Consider the following 16,532-nt stretch of genomic DNA (forward strand, 5'->3'; position numbering starts at 1 on the left):
TAGGGCAGGGCGGGTTCGCGCGCAACAGGCAAGAGCGGGGGCGGGCTGATGCGCGCTGAAATATCGCGGCACGCGCGCTTGGCCGGGCATGGTTTTGGGGTCGCCGCTGCGGGAATAGTCGGTCAGTGAGAGGCTAACCCGGAGGGACCTTCCGCCGTCGGCGACCCAAAAATCATCAGGGTTTCTATACCCTAATATAACAGTGCCCCGATTTTGCCAGATTTGCCAGCCCCTGCGCGGCAACACTGTTGCGCGGATTTGGAAACAATCACTGCTTCCAATCAGGGGTACGTTTTTCCAAGAAGGCGTCGATGCCTTCGCGGGTTTCTGCATCGAGCATGTTGCGCACCATAACCTCGCCGGTGAAGGCATAGGCTTGGTCGGTGGGCAGGTGCATCTGTTGGTAGAAGGCGCCTTTGCCGTGGGCGACGGCGGTGCCGAGTTTGGCGGCGATCTTTTCGGCTAGGGCGTTGGTTTCAGTAGCCAGTTGGTCGTCCGGCACGGCGCGGTTGATCAGGCCCAGTTCTGCAGCGCGGGGGGCTGAGATGAATTCGCCGGTGGTCAGCATCTCAAGCGCTTGTTTGCGCGGGATGCTGCGGGTCAGGGCGACCATGGGGGTTGAACAGAAAAGGCCGATGTTCACGCCGTTGACGCCAAAGCGGGTGTCCTCGGCGGCGATGGCCATGTCGCAGGTGGCGACAAGCTGGCAGCCAGCGGCGGTGGCGATGCCGTGGACTTGGGCGATGACGGGCTGCGGCAGGCTTTGAATGCGGGCCATGAGGGCAGCGCAGCGGTCGAAGAGGTCTTTGAAGGCGGCGGCTCCGCCGTCTTCGGCTTGGCGCATGGCGGTCATCTGGCGCAGGTCGTGCCCCGCGCAAAAGGCTTTGCCCGCGCCCGATAGGATAATGACACGGGTTTGCCGATCTTCGGCCAAGGCGTCGAGTTTGCTGTGCAGGGCGGCCAGCATTTCGTCCGACAGTGCGTTCAGCCGCTCGGGTGCGTTCATGCGCAGGTGGGTCACCGGCCCTTGTGCCGTAACGTCAAGAATTGTCACCTTGCCCTCCCAAGCTGGTCGCGCCAACGTTACGCCGAGGAAAGCAGGGAGGACAAGTATGGCCGTGGTGATGGATGCAGAGGCGTTGGAAGCCTTCATGCGGGAGGTTTTCGATCAGGTGGCGGATGATTTCGCCGTGGATCACGTGGCCGAGAATGAGATCACCATGCGTCTGTTGACCAGCCGCCGCCATCTGCGGCCCGGAGGGACGGTGTCGGGCCCGTCGATGTTCGCGCTGGCGGATGTGGCGGCCTATCTCGCGACGCTTGCGATGATCGGGCCCAAGGCGCTGGCGGTGACGACGAATTGCTCGATCGATTTCATGCGCAAGCCGCTGGCGGATGTGCCGCTGGTCGCCCATGCCAAGTTGCTTAAACTGGGGCGGCAGTTGTCGGTGACGGATGTGCTGATCTATTCCGAAGGGTCGGATAAGCCGGTGGCGCGGGCGAGCCTGACCTATGCGATTCCGCCTGCGTCGATGGGATAAGGGAAGGCCCGGAATCAAGCCGTAGGCGCCGGGCCATCGCCTGCCCGTTCGGGCGGGTAGGCGATTTGGTTGGCCTATGCTCGACCTAGAGAGCGCTCATCATAGCTGAGAGATAAAGTGGTACAAGCCGGGGTTGGTTCGCCGACCCACGGGCAGGCGATGGCCCTTGGTTTACACGAAAAAGGGGCCGGGAAAACCCGGCCCAGGAAGAGGTCTGGCGAACGCCACAGGGAAGTTACGCCTGCCAGAACACGCGGGAAGCCTCGGCTGAGGCTTGTTCCGGTGTAAGTCCCGCATCATCAAGCTCCCACGGCTCAAGCGCAGCAAGCGCGAGGCGGGTGCGTCGGCGGGCCGCCCATGTGGTCACGACCGCCGCAAAGCGCAGCGCGATCATCGCAGGGACCGGCAGAGCGCGGTATGTCATCAATGTCATTGCATCGGCGCTGATAGGGCGAGCCTGTGTCATGGGAGAACTCCTTGAATTTGTATTGGCGAAATTGTATTGACACAAAGTGTAGAAAGCCTACAGGTGTAAGGGTACAAAGTGCGATACAATTTGACCACAGGAATATTGTAATGGGTACAATTTGGCAGCCAACCCTCGCCGAAGGGCAGGGACCGAAGTACAAACTCGTCGCCCTCACGATCCGCGAGGGGGTCACATCCGGTGCACTGGCCGTGGGGGACAAGCTGCCGCCTGTGCGCGAGCTAGCGTGGCAATTGGGGATCACCCCCGGCACCGTGGCGCGGGCCTATACCATTCTTACGGACGAAGGTTTGCTGGAGGCCGAGGTCGGCCGGGGCACTTTTGTCGCCCCGCCGCAGGCCGCCATTCGCGAAGATGTCTGGAACCGCGAACAAGATAGCTGGATCAAAGAGTTAGAGATCTCAGATACCGATGCGGTCAGCCTTTTTAGCCCGCGCTTACCAGACATGGGGCAAGTGGCCCTGATCCGCAGCGCCCTGCGGCAAGTGGCGGATGTGCCGGGCGAAGACCTGATGAATTATCCCACCCGCGATGCCTATGCCCCGGTGCGCCAAGCGGTGGTCGACTGGCTGTCGCATCTGGCCCTCGGGCCGCTGAGCGAGCGCGACGTTGTGCTGTCACACGGCGGGCAAAGCGCGATTGTATTGGTACTTCAGGCCATCTTGTCGGGGCCAAAGCCGGTGATGCTGGTCGAAGACCTCTCCTACGCCGGGTTCCGCCGGGCTGCGGAGGTGCTGCGCGCCGAAGTGGTTGGCGTGGCGATGGACAAAGACGGCGTGTTGCCCGAGGCGTTGGACAAGGCCGCGCGCGACAGTGGGGCGCAGGTGTTTTGCACCACGCCGGAGGTGCACAATCCCACCGGCAGCCACACAAGCCTCGAACGGCGGCGCGCGCTGCTGGAGGTCGCCAAGCGGCACGGGTTGGAGATTTTGGAGGATGATTGCTACCGCATGGGCTCTGCCCGCGCGCCGAGCTACCGCTCGCTCTGGCCGGAACATGTCTGGCACGTCTCTTCGATTTCAAAGGAACTGACCCCCGCGCTGCGTGTCGGCTTTGCGCTGGCCCCGGCGGGGCGCTCGGCGGACCTGCGGCGGGTGGCGGAATACGGGTACTTCGGCCTTGCCCGCCCTTTGGCCGAGGCGACGCGGATTCTGCTCACCGATCCGCGGCTGAAGGGCATCTGTGCCGACATCCGCGAAAGACTGGCGGAATATGTCGAGGTCGCGGTCAACCATCTGGGCGGGCATGAATTGCAATGGTCGCGTGACGTGCCCTTCTTATGGCTGCACCTGCCGCCGGGTTGGCGCGCAGCGGGCTTCTGCCGCGCGGCAGAGGCGCAGGGCGTGCAGATCCGTTCCGCCGATGAATTCGCCCTGCGCGATGGCCGCGCGCCCCATGCGGTGCGCATCGCGGTGAACGCCCATGTCTCTCTGCGCTCATTTGAGGCGGCGATGCAGCGGCTGCGCTGTCTCTTGGACAATCCGCCAGAGCAGATCAGCGTGTAGAAATATGGGGTATTATTGTACCTAAATCATAAGCCACTGATTTTGCTTACGTAATCCGTGATTGCTGCGCTTGACCCGGCGATGCAGGTGGTTATAACCCCTCCATCAGACACCGGGCGGGGATTCCTCGTTCCGACCAACCTTAAACGGGAATTCATCCATGAAAACCTTTTCTGCGACACCGGCAGATATCGACAAGAAATGGATCATCATCGACGCCGAAGGCGTCGTGCTGGGCCGTCTCGCTTCGATCATCGCCACGCGCCTGCGCGGCAAGCACAAGCCGTCCTTCACTCCGCATATGGATTGCGGCGACAACGTGATCGTCATCAACGCCGACAAGGTGCAGATGACCGGCAAGAAGCGCGAAGAGCACTTCTACTGGCACACCGGCCACCCCGGTGGCATCAAGTCGCGCACCAAGGCACAGATCCTTGAGGGCGCGCATCCTGAGCGTGTTGTGACCCAAGCGGTCAAGCGCATGCTGCCCGGCAACCGCCTGAGCCGCCAGATCATGACCAACCTGCGCGTCTATGCAGGTAGCGATCACCCCCATGAGGCGCAGAGCCCCGAAGTTCTGGATGTTAAATCCTTGAACAAGAAAAACACGCGGAGTGCATGAGCATGGCTGACGAAATCAAATCCCTCGACGGTCTCGAAGCAGCCGTGACCGAGAACATCGGCGGCGTGCAGGGCACCGAAACCGAAATGACCCCGCGTGAGCCGGTTCGTGACGAACTGGGCCGCGCCTATGCCACCGGCAAACGTAAAGACGCGGTCGCCCGCGTTTGGATCAAGCCCGGCTCCGGCAAGGTTATCGTGAACGGCAAGCCGCAGAACGAATACTTCGCGCGCCCCGTGCAGCAGCTGATCCTCGCGCAGCCTTTCGGCATCACCAACACCGAAGGCCAGTTCGACGTGTTCGCAACTGTCAAAGGCGGCGGTCTGTCCGGTCAAGCGGGCGCGGTCAAGCACGGCATCTCCAAAGCGCTGCAGCTTTACGATCCCTCCCTGCGCGGTGCGCTGAAAGCGGCAGGCTTCCTGACCCGTGACAGCCGCGTCGTCGAGCGGAAGAAATACGGTAAGGCCAAAGCGCGCCGGAGCTTCCAGTTCTCCAAGCGTTAAGCTTACCGATCAGATTTGCGAAAGGGCTGCCCTCCGGGGTGGCCCTTTTTCGTTGGGGGCGGGCAGTGGGCATGGCTGGCCACGGGGTCATGAGAAAAGGCCGCTGCGGTTTCCCGCAACGGCCCTTGGTCAAGATCAGGGATGATCCCTTGCGGGATTAGCCGCCGATTTCGTAGCTCGCGGTGAAGCCCAGAACGCCGTCACCATCGTTGGTGTCTTCGTAGAGCGCTTCAAAGCTGACGCCATCGCCGAAGTCATAGACGGCACCGCTTCGGCATAGATATTATCATCGCGGTCGCTGTTGCCGATCAGGCCAACGGCGGTCCAACGCTCGGACAGGGGCGCCTCGAACGCCACTTCTTGATCGCTTTCGCCATTGTCGGGGTCGATGATCACGGCGAATGCGCCCGTCACGTCACGGCCAACAGGGAAACCCAACGTCGCGGTGATTTCTTCGCCGTGGTCTTTGGACCCAATCAGCCAGGCGTAGTGCCCTGACCAAAGTCCGCGCCATAGCCGAGGTCGACTTCGATTTCGACATCATCTGTGGGGTCTTGGTACAGCGAAGTCGCGCTGAGACCAGTGTGGAAGCCGCCGTAGGTCAGCTCAACGAAACCTTCGACCTCGTTGTCGAGGTGGTCAAAATCATCCGACGTGTTGAAACGTGTCGCAGCGGAAACGCCGGCGGTCCAGCCGATGGCCGATACGGAAGGACGGTCTTCGATCACCGGGTCAAAGCCCGTGGTGATGTTGTCCTGCGCATAGGCGGCAGAAGAGAGCAGTCCAGCGGTGATGCCGAACCCGATAAGGTGTTTAATGTTCATGGCTTTGCCTAGTTTTGGACCGTGACTTGTCGGAGACTGGCGAGGTCTGGTTGTGAAGGTCTTTCGGATATGCCCGCCATGGGGGAGCCGCAAGGACCGTCTGCGCATAGCTGGCATGCGTTATAATATAACATTGGGAATGTCGCTAAATTCGCCCAAGTGTTTGGTTTTTCTGCGCCTTGCGGTTCCGGGCGGGGGGGAGGCTGCCTATATCAGGCGGAACACAGGAGACAGACATGCAATATTCGGTTCTAGACCTTGCCCCGGTGCCCGAAGGGTCAGACACCGCCACCGCCATCGCCAATTCCGTCGCGTTGGCCCAATTGGCCGAAGCCAAGGGCTATCACCGCTTCTGGATGGCAGAGCATCACAACATGCCGGGCATCGCCTCGGCGGCGACATCGGTTTTGCTGGGGCATGTGGCGGATCACACGCAGCATATTCGCGTTGGGGCGGGCGGGGTGATGCTGCCCAACCACGCGCCTTTGGCGATTGCCGAGCAGTTTGGGACCTTGGCGGCGATCCATGGCGACCGGATTGATCTGGGACTGGGCCGTGCGCCGGGCGGCGATCAGGCGGTGATGCGTGCCATGCGGCGCGGCATGAGTGGCGGCGATCATTTCCCCGATGATGTGGCCGAGTTGATGGCCTATCTGGGCGACGCCGATCCGCGCTCGCCCGTCCGTGCGCATCCGGGTGAGGGGACGCATGTGCCGATCTGGATCCTCGGGTCCTCGCTATACGGTGCGCAACTGGCGGCGCATTTTGGGCTGCCTTATGCCTTTGCCTCTCACTTTGCGCCCGATGCGTTGGAGGAGGCCACGGCCATCTACCGTCGTGATTTCAAACCTTCCGAAGCCTGCCCCGCGCCGCGCTTCATGCTCGCGGTTAACGTATTCGCCGCCGATACGGATGAAGAGGGCGCCTATCTGCGCACCACCATGCAGCAGGCATTCGCCCGTCTGCGCACTGGCCGCCCCGGCAAGCTGCCACGGCCGGTGCGTGACATAGACGCCGAGATTGGCGCAGGGATGCGGCAGGGGGTGGATCATGCGCTGCGGGTGTCCGCCGTGGGCAGTCCTGAAACCGTGAAACGTCAGCTAGAGGCGATGATCGCGCAGCACCGCCCGGATGAGTTGATCCTGACCGGGCAAATCCACGATCACGCGGCGCGGTTGCGCTCGTTTGAGATTGCGGCGGATGTGATGCAAGACATGAGGGTGGGTCAGTGAAAGACGGCCCGGAAATAAGTCCTGTCCCGAAAAGAACTACAGGATGCGCCAGATTACATCTATTCTTACTATTTTAGGATCTTCTAGGTAGTGAAATGCATCGTAACGAACTGTGACTTGGTCAACCACTGTTGTCCGTTCAATGCAGTTCGGTAGCATGATTTGGGATCCTGGTCTCAGACTTCGTCCGAATGCTAATTCAGACGGTGTCTGCAATTTGGTTAAGATAGGCATCTCTCATCTCCTTGTGGTGAGAATCAGAGATTAAAGGCTTCGATGATACCTGTGCGGCAGATCGACCGTCACTCGTCGGGGCTGACCAATCCCAGCCCGCGCAGGTAAATCCCGATCCCGGTTTCCAGCAGGTCGTCTGCTGGGAAGGGCGAGGCGCGGCCGGGGGAGTTGCGGGCGAAAAGTTCGACCACGCCGTGGCTCATCGCCCAGATATGGGCCGAAAACATCGAAGCTGGCGGGCGTTTGTCTGCCGGGATATGCTGGCTGAGGTCGGATGCTGCGCGCTCCAGCACGCCGTTGGCGCGGTTGGCGGCATGGGCCAGTTCCGGGGTGCGGTTGACCGAGATGCCGGATTCGAACATGGCGATGTAATGGCCGGGGTATTTGCGCGCGAATGCCAGATAGGCGCGGCCCGTGGCCTCGAAGGCTTTGAGGGCTGAGGGCTGGCCGGATTCGTAAGCAAATTCCATCAATTCGGCAAAGATATCATAGCCTTGATGCGCGGCCTCGGCGATCAGGTCTTCGCGGCCTTCGAAGTGGCGATAGACCGCAGCCGGGGTGACGCCCGCGCGTTTGGCGGCCTCGGAGAGGGTAAAGCCCGTGGGGCCGCGCTGCTCGATCAACTCAAGTGCTGCGTCGATCAAGGCTTGGCGCAGGTTGCCGTGATGATAGCCGCGCTTAGGCATCCCAGATGTCCGGCCCGCCGCAGATTTCATCGTCGATTTTGCCAATCGCTTTGGCGTCTTTCTGGGGATAGTCGAAGCGGTTCAGCAGGTGGCGCATGGCGGCCAGACGGGCGCGGCGCTTGTCGTCGGATCGGATCACCGTCCAAGGGGTCTCATCCGTATGGCTGCGCAGCAGGGTCTCGGCGATGGCGCTCGAATATTCTTCCCATTTGGCAAGACCTTTGACGTCGATCGGGCTGAGCTTCCATTGCTTCAACGGATCGGATTCGCGCGACAACATGCGGCGCAACTGCTCGGCCCGGCCCACGTTGAGCCAGAACTTGATCAGGTGAATGCCGTCTTCGACGAGCATCTGTTCAAACGGGGTGACTTGTTCAAAGAAATGCGCGCGCTGTTCGGGGGTGCAAAAGTCGAAAACCTTTTCCACCACCCCGCGATTGTACCAAGAGCGGTCATAAAACACCATCTCGCCCGCGGTGGGCAAGTGTTTGATATAGCGTTGAAAATACCATTCGCCCTGTTCCGTCTCAGTGGGTTTCGACAGGGCGACGACACGGGCGGAACGGGGGCTTAGGTTCTCGCGCATACGGCGGATCGTGCCGCCTTTTCCGGCGGCGTCGCGGCCCTCAAACACCATGACGACGCGCTGGCCCGTTTCGCGCACCCAAGATTGCAATTTGACCATTTCGATCTGCAACCGCTCATAGTCGCGCTCATAGGTTTTGCGCGACAAGCGCTCGTCATGCGGATAGCTGGGCGAAAGGATATCGTCCTTGTCGGAGCGGCGGATCGCTTGGCGGATGTCCTCGGGGGCGTCATTGTCGAAAAAGGCGCTGATTGCGCCGTCAAAGGGCAGGTCCATGGGCGCTCCTCGCGGGTGTTCTTGTTTCAATATGGGATGTTAAGGCGCTTAACGCAAACCCGCACGGGTAGCGGCGCGGTCGATTGTGTCGACCACGGCCTGCGGGTCGGCATGATGGGGCATATGGCCCATGCCGGGCAGTCGGGTGAGCGCGCCGTTCGGGATGTCTTTGATCAATTCCTCGGCGTGGATATGCATTGGCACAATGGTATCGGCATCGCCATGAATGATCTCAACCGGCATGGTCAGGCGGTCATATTGTGCGGCCATTTCAACAACATGGGGGCGAAGCTGGTGCACCTGCTGGGCGTTGGCGCGACTGGCGCTGCGGCGCAGGGTCAGACCGGTGCCGATGTGTTCGGCATAGCCTTCGGGCGCGGTCTGCGGGGCAAAGATCGCCTCAATACTGCTTTGCACCACGCTTTCGGGGACAAAGGCGGTGACGGCAGGGACAAACAGCGCACCGCCAAGCCGTGAGGCGCTGACGTTATAAAGCCAGCCCAGCCCGCCCGGCCAAGGCTCGGACACGGCAGAGACAAGCACCAGTGCGGCGGTGTCTTTAGGGCGCTGAAGCCCCCAGGCCAGCGCCACAGCGCCGCCAAAGGAATGGCCCAGAACAATGGGGTTTTCGACGCCCAGTTGATCGGCGGCCTTTTGCAGCAGCGCGGCCTGCTCTTGCGGCGATTCCCCCAACGGGTTCCACGCGCCGCGCGCGCCGGGTAGGCGGGCGGTATAGCCCATGCCGGGCCGGTCGAAGATGATGACGCGGTAGCGATCGCTCAGCCGTTCCGCGAACCCCATGGTGAAATCACGCAGGTTGCCGCTGGCCCCGTGGATCAGCACCAGATCCGGCCCGCTGCCGATAACCTTGGCATGGACCGGCAAGCCGTCCACCTTAATGATCTCACCCTCGGGCGGATGGCTCGCCTCGGCCCGCGCCTCATGCCGCGCGGCGCGCCATTGGACAAGCGCCACCAGCAGCGCCAGCCCGAGGAGGAGGGCGAGCAGCAGTTTAATGGCCAATCTCATTCATATCGAAGGGGGTGGTCTGGTATATCTCGTTGATCCAATTGCCATAAAGCAGATGCGCGTGGCTGCGCCAGCGGTTCACCGGCGTGCGCGATGGGTCATCCTCGGGGTAGTAATTGCAGGGCACGTTGATCGGCACGCCATTCTCAACGTCGCGGTCATACTCTTGTTTCAGCGTGTCGCGGTCGTATTCAAAGTGGTTAAAGACATAGAGCGCGCGGTGCGCGGGGTCTTCGATCAAACAGGGGCCGACCTCATCACTGCCCAGAAGCGTGGTGAGGCCGGGATGGGCGTCGACTTCGTTTTGGCGCATCTCGGTCCAGCGAGAGACGGGCACGGTACAATCATCCGAGAACCCGCGCAGATAGGGCGAGGCGGGCGCGAGATTGCGGTGCCGGAAACAGCCGAAAGCCTTGTCGGGCAGGATGTGTTTCTTGACCCCATGAAAATGGTTGATCATCGCCATGCCGCCCCAGCAAACGCCAAAGGTGGAGTGGATGTTGGTCTGGGTCCATTCCATCACCTCGCGCAGCTCGTCCCAATAGGTCACTTCGTCGAACTCAAGATGCTCAATTGGTGCGCCGGTGATGATCAGCCCGTCGAATTTCTCGGCCTTCATTTCCTCGAAGGGGCGGTAGAAGCTTTCCATATGCTCTGCTGCCGTATTGCGGGCTTGGTGGTCGGACATGCGGATGAGGCTCAGTTCGATCTGCAAGGGGGTGGCGCCGATCAGCCGGGCGAACTGGTTCTCGGTCTGAATTTTCTTAGGCATCAGGTTCAGCAGCGCGATGCGCAGGGGGCGGATGTCCTGCCGCGATGCCAGTTCCTCGTCCAGCACCATGACCCCTTCGTTGCGCAGAACGTCGAAGGCGGGCAGGCGGGAGGGGATCTTGATGGGCATGAGACAGGTCTTTCAGGGGTAGCCAGTGCAGTCAGATAATCTTGGACGGGGCGGGTTCAACCGCCCACAGGCAGGTGGCGGGCGATGAGGTCGGTAAAGTCTTCGGGAGCGTTCAGTGCGTCGATGTCGGCAGGGGTGATGGTGACGCCCCATTTCGACATGGCAGCATAGCGCGGTTGGCGGTGCGACAGGGCGGCGGCATAGGTCCAGCGGATGAAATCATCGGGGTTTACCGTGTCTTCGCGGATATTCTTTTCCACAAGATAGTCGGCCCACGCACGCGCGAGGAATTCAGGCTGGTAGGCCATCGGCTTGGGGGCTTTGTCGAAGCGGCGGATGAGTTCCTCGGTATGGGCCTCATCGCCTTTGATCCAGACCAGCAGGCATTCCTCGGCCAATTGCTGCAACAGCGGGTCGTTGGGGTCTTCGGGGTCGACCCATTCGCAGATCGACCCACCGGTGTCGCAGATGAAATGCGGATAGCCGTAGAGCGCTTCGGCGCGGGTGGCGAAATAGGCAGTGTCTTGCAGGGCGTTGATCTCGGCCCGGCGAAAGGCCTCTTGGCGTTTAGCGTATTCCTCCATCGGCAGACCGCCGCGCGCGGGATCGCCGGGTTTGCCAAGCCACGTGGCCACGGGCGAGAGGTTGTCGAAGGTGATGTTGGACCCGATGTAAATGCTATCGCTGAGCAGCAGATCGCGCAGAAATGGCACCTTCATCGCCTCGGCCTTGGCGTTGTCGGCGATAAGCTCGCCCAGATAGCGGGTGCCGATGCGGTAGTCGATGGAGTAGTGAAACCAATCGCCGCTGGCGCGCAGCAGGCTGGACAGATGGGTTTTGCCCAAGCCCGACATGCCAAAGATCAGAACTTTGCGGCGCGGGGCCGCGCGCCAGTCGTCAGCCGTGGGGTAGAGCATGTATCACCAAGGTTAAGTGCTTCGTTTCCCCTGACTACCCCAGTGTTTGACCAGACGCCAGATGCGGCCATCCAGCACCAAAAGCCCAAGCGCCAGAAGGGCAAAGCCGCTGTAGGCGGCAGAGCGCAGAGTTTCATCGCGCAGCCAAGCGCCCAGCAGGATCGCCACGGGCGCAACCAACAGCGTCACCAGCATCAGGTTGCTGCTGCCCGCCATGCCCAGCACCCGGTAATAGAGCAGATAGGCCAGCGCCGTGGCAGCCAGCGCGTAATAGGCAATGGCCATGAGCGTGGCCGGGGCAAGGTCGAGCGTCAGCGGCCCTTCGACCACCCATGCCAGCGGCAGCATGATCAGCGTGGCCCCTGTCAGCATCCCGGCGGCGGCCAGTTGCGGCGGCTGGCCCGGCAGCAGTTTGCGCGCACAGACACCGGCCATGGCATAGGACATTGCCCCGCCCAGCACGGCAAGCTGCGCAAGGCTGCCGAGGTCGAAATTCGTGAGGTTTTCCAACCCGATGGCGGTGCTGACCCCGGCAAAGCCAAGGCAAACGCCGATCGCCTTACGCAGGGTGATGCGCTCATCCGCGAGAAAGATCGCGGCGGCCAGCACGCCAAAGACCGCCGTGGCGGCATTGAGAATTGAGGTCAGGCCAGAGGGGATATGCAGCTGCCCCCATGCCATCAGCGAGAAGGGGATCACATTATTTAACAGCCCCATCAGCAGGAAGGCTGCCCAGATGCGCGGGTCGCGCGGCAGCGGCAGGCGCATAACGGCGACCGCGCCCCAAAGCACCAGCATCGCCCAGAACACCCGATGCGCGACTGAGGTCAGCGGCCCGATCTCATCCAGTGCCACCCGCACGGCGACAAAGGACGCGCCCCAAAGCAGAGCGAGAAAGCCCATTTCGATCCAAGCACGCGGGGGAATGGTTTTTTGTGTGATCATGACCTCGGGTTTAGGGCGTTCCACGGATCGGGACGACCCGAAAGATGCGCATGCATAAAAAACGCCGCCCGAGGGGATCGGGCGGCGTGATCTCGACAGCTACGGTGTGGATTAGAAAGTGAAACCTACTTTGACACCAAAGGCCACGGCATCGTTGTCTTCGAAGTCCGCGGCCGGTGCAAAGCCCGGAATGGCCGTCTCTGCGTCGCCGATGTTGACGTAGCGCACGCCGGTGGTGATTTTCATATTGTCGCGGGTATAGACGGCGGCCAGCGCGAGGCTTTTGTTGCCATCGGTTGGCCCGAGGTTGGAAGCAAAGCCGCCTTCGGACTTCTCATAGCCGACGGAAGCAGAGACCGACCAGTTGTCGTTCAGACGGCGGCCCACACCCAGCGAGTAGGTGAAAACATCGTTCTCATAGCTCACGAGGGAAGCGCCACCCGTGGCGCCTGCATAGGCAGCCGGAGAGATGTCGAAGGAAGACCAATCAACCCAGCGGATGCCACCGAACAGAAGCGTGTCAGCCGCGATACCGGTCTGGAAATCGAGGTTAACCGACTGCGGCGTTTCGATTTCGGTTGTGCTCATGACTGCGCCGAACTCGGTGGTGTCAACGTCATGGTCGATGCTGGAATTATAGGTCAGCGCCACGCGCATGGCGATGTCGGGGCGCTCATAGGCGACACCAGCGACATAGCCGACGCCTGTGTCGCGATCCCCATCAACCGTATAGCCGCCCACGAAGGGGACAGCTGCCGTGGCTTCGATGGTTTGCACGCGCAGACCGCCGTGAACGCTGAAGTTGTCGTTCATCCGGTAGCGCAGCAGGCCGGTCAGAGCGTGCGCGTCAAGATCAGCCTGCGCCCCTGCGGCGTAGTAGCCGGTCCCTGTGGGATAATCGATGTCAGCGCCAAAGGGCTGGTCATAGATGATCGCATAGGACAGCTTGTCGTTGATGTCTGCCTTATAGGCGGCGCCAAACTGCATGTAGCTTTCTGTGGCATTGCCTGAATTGCGGCTGCCGAGGGCCGCGACCGAGGTGCCCGAGGTGTCGGGCGAGATATGCCCGAAGCTGAACTCGGCATAGCGCCCGTTTTCAAACAGGGCGTTGATGGATTGGCCGGACCGATCGATGCCGCCAGCGTGAACGAGTGCCGTAGATGCCAACAGTGCCGGAATTGCCAAGAAATAGGTTTTCATTTGCTTTCCTCCCAAGACTTCTGTGCGGTTCCTCCCCGGCACAGGTTAGAAATAATCTAAGCGGATAGCTGCCGTTTGCGTCAATCACTGACCTTGGGTCAGGTTGAAATCTGGGCAAACATTACTTGGGGTGTGCTTTGCGGGTCTCAAACCAGATGTTGAGGTAATTGCCCGCAAAAATGATCGCGGCCCCGACGAAGACCCAGACATCGAGCGCTTCGGCATAGAGGAGCATCCCGACGACCGCGATCGCCGGAAGGCGGACGAAATCAATCGGCACCACCACGGTCGCGGGGGCAAGGCTCAGCGGGTTGGTTAGACAGTAATGCGCAAGCAACCCACAGGCGCCGACGAGCAACAGAAAGGGCATCGTCTCGACCGTAGGTCCGGCGATATCGCCGTCGTAGCCCGCAGAGATCAGGCCAAAGATCAGTTGCAGCGTTGTGAGGTAGAACAGGATCGTGGTGATCCCTTGGCTGCGCGTCAGCCGCTTGGTCAGCACATTGGTCAGGGCGAAGAAGACCGCACAGCCCGCCGCCGCCAGAATGCCGGTGTTGAGGTTGCCAATATCGGGCCGTGCGACGATCAGAATGCCGATGAACCCCATGATGGCGGCCAGCGCCCGCGTGGCGGTCAACCGTTCGCCCAGCAGAAAGATCGACAGAACGATGACCCAAAGCGGTGAAGTGAACTCAAGCGCGAAAACCTGCGCCAGCGGGATCAGCGACACGGCGAGGAACCATAGGTTCTGCCCGGTGAAATGCGCGAGGTTGCGGATAAGTTGTAGGCCAAAGTTGCGGGTGTTGATCTGCCGCCACGCCCCGGTGGCCCAAGCGAGCGACAGGACGATGATCACGCCGATCACACTGCGGTAGAGCATCACCTCAAAGGTATCGAACCGCGCCGAGAGTTCACGCCCCGCCACAGCCATGGTCGAGAAAGAGCCGATGGAGCCGATCATCCAGAGTGCAGCGCGGACGGTGGGGGTCATGTGGGGTCGATCAAGTGGTCATCGCCCTTGGCCTCGTCGCCGATGATCTGGCGGTCGGTGATCGGAATGTCGGTGATCTTGTAGTCGCGTGTGATCCCGGCGGTGAGCCTTGCCCAGTCTGAAGCCGCCGTGCGGTTCTGATGCGCCGCAAAGGCTGCGCGGTCGGTGAAAAGTTCCGATACCTGCCACAAAAGGGGATCGTCGGTTGGGGTCACGTCGAAGCGTAAACATCCCGGCTCGGCACGGGTGAGGCGCAGATGCGCGTCAAGCCCCGCGCGCACCCGGTCCGCCTCGGCCCGGGTGGCGCAGCGAAGGTGGCCGTTGAGGGCCACCCGCATGTTTATTCCCACTCGATGGTGCCCGGAGGTTTCGAGGTGATGTCATAGGTGACGCGGTTGATGCCCGGCACCTCGTTGATGATCCGCGTGGCGGTTTCACCAAGGAAGTCATGGGAGAACGGGTAGTAGTCCGCCGTCATGCCATCCACAGAGGTCACCGCGCGCAGGGCGCAGGCGAAGTCGTAAGTACGGCCATCGCCCATCACGCCCACCGTGCGCACAGGCAGGATCGCCACAAAGGCTTGCCAGATATCGTCATAGAGACCGTGGCGGCGGATCTGATCGATATAGACCGCATCGGCCTCGCGCAGAATCGCCAGCTTCTCGCGGGTGATCTCACCGGGGCAGCGGATCGCAAGGCCCGGCCCGGGGAAGGGGTGGCGGCCAATGAACGAAGGCGGCAGGCCCAACTCGCGGCCCAACTCGCGCACCTCGTCCTTGAAGAGTTCGCGCAGCGGTTCGACCAGTTTCAGGCCCATCTTTTCGGGCAGGCCGCCGACATTGTGGTGGCTTTTGATCGTCACCGAAGGACCACCCGAGAAGCTGACGCTTTCGATCACATCCGGGTAGAGCGTGCCTTGGGCCAAGAAAGTCGCATCGCCCACGTCTTTCGCGTGTTTTTGGAACACGTCGATAAAGAGCTTGCCGATGATCTTGCGCTTGGTCTCGGGGTCCGAGACACCGTCGAGCTCGCCCAAGAACAACTCTTGCTCGTCAGCGTGGATCAGCGGCATGTTGTAGTGGTCGCGGAACATGGTGACGACCTCTTCGGCCTCACCCTTGCGCAGCAGACCGTGGTCAACGAAGACGCAGGTCAACTGATCGCCGATGGCTTCGTGGATCAGCACGGCGGCGACGGAGGAGTCCACGCCGCCGGAAAGGCCACAGATCACCTTCTGGTCGCCAACCTGCTCGCGGATCGCGGCAATGGCTTCCTCACGGTAGGCGCTCATCGTCCAGTCGCCTTTGAACCCTGCCAGACGCACGAAGTTCTCATAAAGGCGCGGGCCGTTGGGCGTGTGGTGCACCTCGGGGTGGAATTGCACCGCGTAGAAGTGACGTTCAACATCCGCGGTAATGGCGAAAGGCGCGTTGGGGGAGGTGCCGTAGACCTCAAACCCCGGAGCGATCTTGCTGACGTGGTCGCCGTGGCTCATCCAGACCTGTTCGCGGTCGGTGGCAAACCAACCCTCCAGCAGATCAAGCTGTTGGCCTGTGGGGGTTACGAAAGCCCGTCCAAATTCGGCGGTGCCGTGACCACGCTCCACATGACCGCCAAGGCAATGCATCATGACCTGTTGGCCATAGCAGATGCCCAAGATCGGCACGCCCAGTTCAAACACAGCCTGCGGCGGACGCGGTGCGCCTTCGGCAAACACAGAGGACGGGCCGCCCGACAGGATCACCGCCTTAGGCGCGAATTCCTTGAGGAAGGCTTCGTCCACCGTGTTGAACGGGTGGATTTCGCAAAAGACGTTCAGCTCCCGCAGGCGACGCGCGATAAGCTGCGTGACCTGGCTGCCGAAGTCGATGATGAGGAGGCGGTCATGGGTGATATCTGTCATGGGGGTGTGATTAGGCCCGAGAGGCCGCTGTGGCAAGTCTCAAGCGGGCTGAAGACAGGCACCTGCGGCGTTTAATCCGCGGAGGAGGCGCGCGGGCGGCACGCGATGTCGCTTTTTGCCGCTAGGGGACGTTATCCGCGCGAAGGGGGG

General features: G+C 61.4%; 19 protein-coding genes. 5 read left to right on the forward strand and 14 right to left on the reverse strand.

Going from position 1 to position 16,532, the window contains the following annotated elements; translation table 11 throughout:
• Positions 1–268: 268 nt before the first annotated feature.
• Complete coding sequence (locus A3722_RS16270) at positions 269–1,054, reverse strand: enoyl-CoA hydratase (protein ID WP_082849520.1); 786 nt, start codon at positions 1,052–1,054, stop codon at positions 269–271.
• 58 nt (positions 1,055–1,112) lie between these two features.
• On the opposite strand from A3722_RS16270, the gene A3722_RS16275 reads away from it, so the two are divergent.
• Positions 1,113–1,541, forward strand: coding sequence for a PaaI family thioesterase (locus A3722_RS16275; protein ID WP_067629887.1), 429 nt, complete (start codon positions 1,113–1,115; stop codon positions 1,539–1,541).
• Between the two features lie 235 nt (positions 1,542–1,776).
• Here A3722_RS16275 and A3722_RS16280 read toward each other — a convergent pair whose 3' ends face one another.
• Positions 1,777–2,007, reverse strand: a complete 231-nt coding sequence (locus A3722_RS16280) for a DUF1127 domain-containing protein (RefSeq protein WP_067629884.1) — start codon at positions 2,005–2,007, stop codon at positions 1,777–1,779.
• Positions 2,008–2,117: 110 nt separating this feature from the next.
• Between A3722_RS16280 and A3722_RS16285 the strand changes: the two genes are divergently transcribed.
• The 3 genes from A3722_RS16285 (at position 2,118) to rpsI (ending at position 4,658) form a co-directional block, all read left to right on the forward strand.
• Positions 2,118–3,533 (forward strand): aminotransferase-like domain-containing protein, encoded by a 1,416-nt coding sequence (locus tag A3722_RS16285; RefSeq protein WP_067629881.1) that lies wholly within the window; start codon positions 2,118–2,120, stop codon positions 3,531–3,533.
• A gap of 160 nt (positions 3,534–3,693) precedes the next feature.
• On the forward strand, positions 3,694–4,155 hold the full coding sequence (rplM, locus tag A3722_RS16290; protein WP_067629878.1) for a 50S ribosomal protein L13: 462 nt from the start codon (positions 3,694–3,696) through the stop codon (positions 4,153–4,155).
• A gap of 2 nt (positions 4,156–4,157) precedes the next feature.
• Entirely contained in the window at positions 4,158–4,658 is a 501-nt protein-coding gene (gene rpsI, locus A3722_RS16295; protein WP_067629875.1) for a 30S ribosomal protein S9, read from the forward strand.
• Between the two features lie 135 nt (positions 4,659–4,793).
• On the opposite strand, the gene A3722_RS16300 is transcribed toward rpsI, so the two are convergent.
• Positions 4,794–5,054 carry a hypothetical protein gene (locus A3722_RS16300; protein ID WP_150120310.1) on the reverse strand — a complete coding sequence of 87 codons (261 nt, stop codon included), beginning with the start codon at positions 5,052–5,054 and terminating at the stop codon, positions 4,794–4,796.
• 80 nt (positions 5,055–5,134) lie between these two features.
• A complete protein-coding gene (locus A3722_RS16305; protein ID WP_067629870.1) occupies positions 5,135–5,482 on the reverse strand; it encodes a hypothetical protein in 348 nt (115 codons plus the stop codon).
• 236 nt (positions 5,483–5,718) lie between these two features.
• Between A3722_RS16305 and A3722_RS16310 the strand changes: the two genes are divergently transcribed.
• Positions 5,719–6,714 (forward strand): LLM class flavin-dependent oxidoreductase, encoded by a 996-nt coding sequence (locus A3722_RS16310; protein ID WP_067629867.1) that lies wholly within the window; start codon positions 5,719–5,721, stop codon positions 6,712–6,714.
• A 302-nt stretch (positions 6,715–7,016) separates the two neighbouring features.
• On the opposite strand, the gene A3722_RS16315 is transcribed toward A3722_RS16310, so the two are convergent.
• The 10 genes from A3722_RS16315 to guaA form a co-directional block, all read right to left on the reverse strand.
• The gene (locus tag A3722_RS16315) at positions 7,017–7,634 is read right to left on the reverse strand and encodes a TetR/AcrR family transcriptional regulator (protein ID WP_067629863.1); all 618 of its coding nucleotides are present in this window, start codon (positions 7,632–7,634) and stop codon (positions 7,017–7,019) included.
• Complete coding sequence (gene ppk2, locus A3722_RS16320) at positions 7,627–8,496, reverse strand: polyphosphate kinase 2 (protein ID WP_067629861.1); 870 nt, start codon at positions 8,494–8,496, stop codon at positions 7,627–7,629. The genes A3722_RS16315 and ppk2 overlap by 8 nt, the downstream gene beginning before the upstream one ends.
• A 48-nt stretch (positions 8,497–8,544) precedes the next feature.
• On the reverse strand, positions 8,545–9,525 hold the full coding sequence (locus A3722_RS16325; RefSeq protein ID WP_067629859.1) for an alpha/beta fold hydrolase: 981 nt from the start codon (positions 9,523–9,525) through the stop codon (positions 8,545–8,547).
• Entirely contained in the window at positions 9,509–10,426 is a 918-nt protein-coding gene (metA, locus tag A3722_RS16330) for a homoserine O-acetyltransferase MetA (RefSeq protein WP_067629856.1), read from the reverse strand. Before metA ends, A3722_RS16325 begins: the two co-directional genes overlap by 17 nt.
• 56 nt (positions 10,427–10,482) lie before the next feature.
• Positions 10,483–11,343 (reverse strand): ATPase, encoded by an 861-nt coding sequence (locus tag A3722_RS16335; RefSeq protein WP_067629853.1) that lies wholly within the window; start codon positions 11,341–11,343, stop codon positions 10,483–10,485.
• A gap of 12 nt (positions 11,344–11,355) precedes the next feature.
• Positions 11,356–12,288, reverse strand: a complete 933-nt coding sequence (locus A3722_RS16340) for a DMT family transporter (RefSeq protein WP_067916305.1) — start codon at positions 12,286–12,288, stop codon at positions 11,356–11,358.
• 111 nt (positions 12,289–12,399) lie between these two features.
• Positions 12,400–13,488: an OmpP1/FadL family transporter gene (locus tag A3722_RS16345; RefSeq protein WP_067628685.1), complete on the reverse strand. Its 1,089-nt coding sequence runs from the start codon at positions 13,486–13,488 to the stop codon at positions 12,400–12,402.
• Positions 13,489–13,609: 121 nt separating this feature from the next.
• Positions 13,610–14,479 (reverse strand): DMT family transporter, encoded by an 870-nt coding sequence (locus tag A3722_RS16350; RefSeq protein WP_067628682.1) that lies wholly within the window; start codon positions 14,477–14,479, stop codon positions 13,610–13,612.
• The gene (locus A3722_RS16355) at positions 14,476–14,817 is read right to left on the reverse strand and encodes a putative quinol monooxygenase (protein ID WP_082849521.1); all 342 of its coding nucleotides are present in this window, start codon (positions 14,815–14,817) and stop codon (positions 14,476–14,478) included. Before A3722_RS16355 ends, A3722_RS16350 begins: the two co-directional genes overlap by 4 nt.
• A 2-nt stretch (positions 14,818–14,819) precedes the next feature.
• Entirely contained in the window at positions 14,820–16,382 is a 1,563-nt protein-coding gene (gene guaA / locus A3722_RS16360) for a glutamine-hydrolyzing GMP synthase (protein WP_067628681.1), read from the reverse strand.
• Between the last annotated feature and the right edge of the window lie 150 nt (positions 16,383–16,532).

It is taken from the genome of Sulfitobacter sp. HI0027, from assembly GCF_001634775.1.
Classification (GTDB): domain Bacteria; phylum Pseudomonadota; class Alphaproteobacteria; order Rhodobacterales; family Rhodobacteraceae; genus Sulfitobacter.

What these genes read in the sequence shown, in the direction of transcription:
- A3722_RS16285 (WP_067629881.1), top strand. Translation starts at nt 2,118, where the DNA reads ATGGGTACAATTTGGCAGCCAACCCTCGCCGAAGGGCAGGGACCGAAG.
- A3722_RS16345 (WP_067628685.1), bottom strand. Translation starts at nt 13,488, where the DNA reads ATGAAAACCTATTTCTTGGCAATTCCGGCACTGTTGGCATCTACGGCA.
- A3722_RS16280 (WP_067629884.1), bottom strand. Translation starts at nt 2,007, where the DNA reads ATGACACAGGCTCGCCCTATCAGCGCCGATGCAATGACATTGATGACA.
- A3722_RS16325 (WP_067629859.1), bottom strand. Translation starts at nt 9,525, where the DNA reads ATGAGATTGGCCATTAAACTGCTGCTCGCCCTCCTCCTCGGGCTGGCG.
- A3722_RS16310 (WP_067629867.1), top strand. Translation starts at nt 5,719, where the DNA reads ATGCAATATTCGGTTCTAGACCTTGCCCCGGTGCCCGAAGGGTCAGAC.
- rpsI (WP_067629875.1), top strand. Translation starts at nt 4,158, where the DNA reads ATGGCTGACGAAATCAAATCCCTCGACGGTCTCGAAGCAGCCGTGACC.
- A3722_RS16340 (WP_067916305.1), bottom strand. Translation starts at nt 12,288, where the DNA reads ATGATCACACAAAAAACCATTCCCCCGCGTGCTTGGATCGAAATGGGC.
- metA (WP_067629856.1), bottom strand. Translation starts at nt 10,426, where the DNA reads ATGCCCATCAAGATCCCCTCCCGCCTGCCCGCCTTCGACGTTCTGCGC.
- A3722_RS16355 (WP_082849521.1), bottom strand. Translation starts at nt 14,817, where the DNA reads ATGCGGGTGGCCCTCAACGGCCACCTTCGCTGCGCCACCCGGGCCGAG.
- A3722_RS16275 (WP_067629887.1), top strand. Translation starts at nt 1,113, where the DNA reads ATGGCCGTGGTGATGGATGCAGAGGCGTTGGAAGCCTTCATGCGGGAG.
- A3722_RS16315 (WP_067629863.1), bottom strand. Translation starts at nt 7,634, where the DNA reads ATGCCTAAGCGCGGCTATCATCACGGCAACCTGCGCCAAGCCTTGATC.
- rplM (WP_067629878.1), top strand. Translation starts at nt 3,694, where the DNA reads ATGAAAACCTTTTCTGCGACACCGGCAGATATCGACAAGAAATGGATC.
- A3722_RS16350 (WP_067628682.1), bottom strand. Translation starts at nt 14,479, where the DNA reads ATGACCCCCACCGTCCGCGCTGCACTCTGGATGATCGGCTCCATCGGC.
- A3722_RS16335 (WP_067629853.1), bottom strand. Translation starts at nt 11,343, where the DNA reads ATGCTCTACCCCACGGCTGACGACTGGCGCGCGGCCCCGCGCCGCAAA.
- guaA (WP_067628681.1), bottom strand. Translation starts at nt 16,382, where the DNA reads ATGACAGATATCACCCATGACCGCCTCCTCATCATCGACTTCGGCAGC.
- ppk2 (WP_067629861.1), bottom strand. Translation starts at nt 8,496, where the DNA reads ATGGACCTGCCCTTTGACGGCGCAATCAGCGCCTTTTTCGACAATGAC.
- A3722_RS16305 (WP_067629870.1), bottom strand. Translation starts at nt 5,482, where the DNA reads ATGAACATTAAACACCTTATCGGGTTCGGCATCACCGCTGGACTGCTC.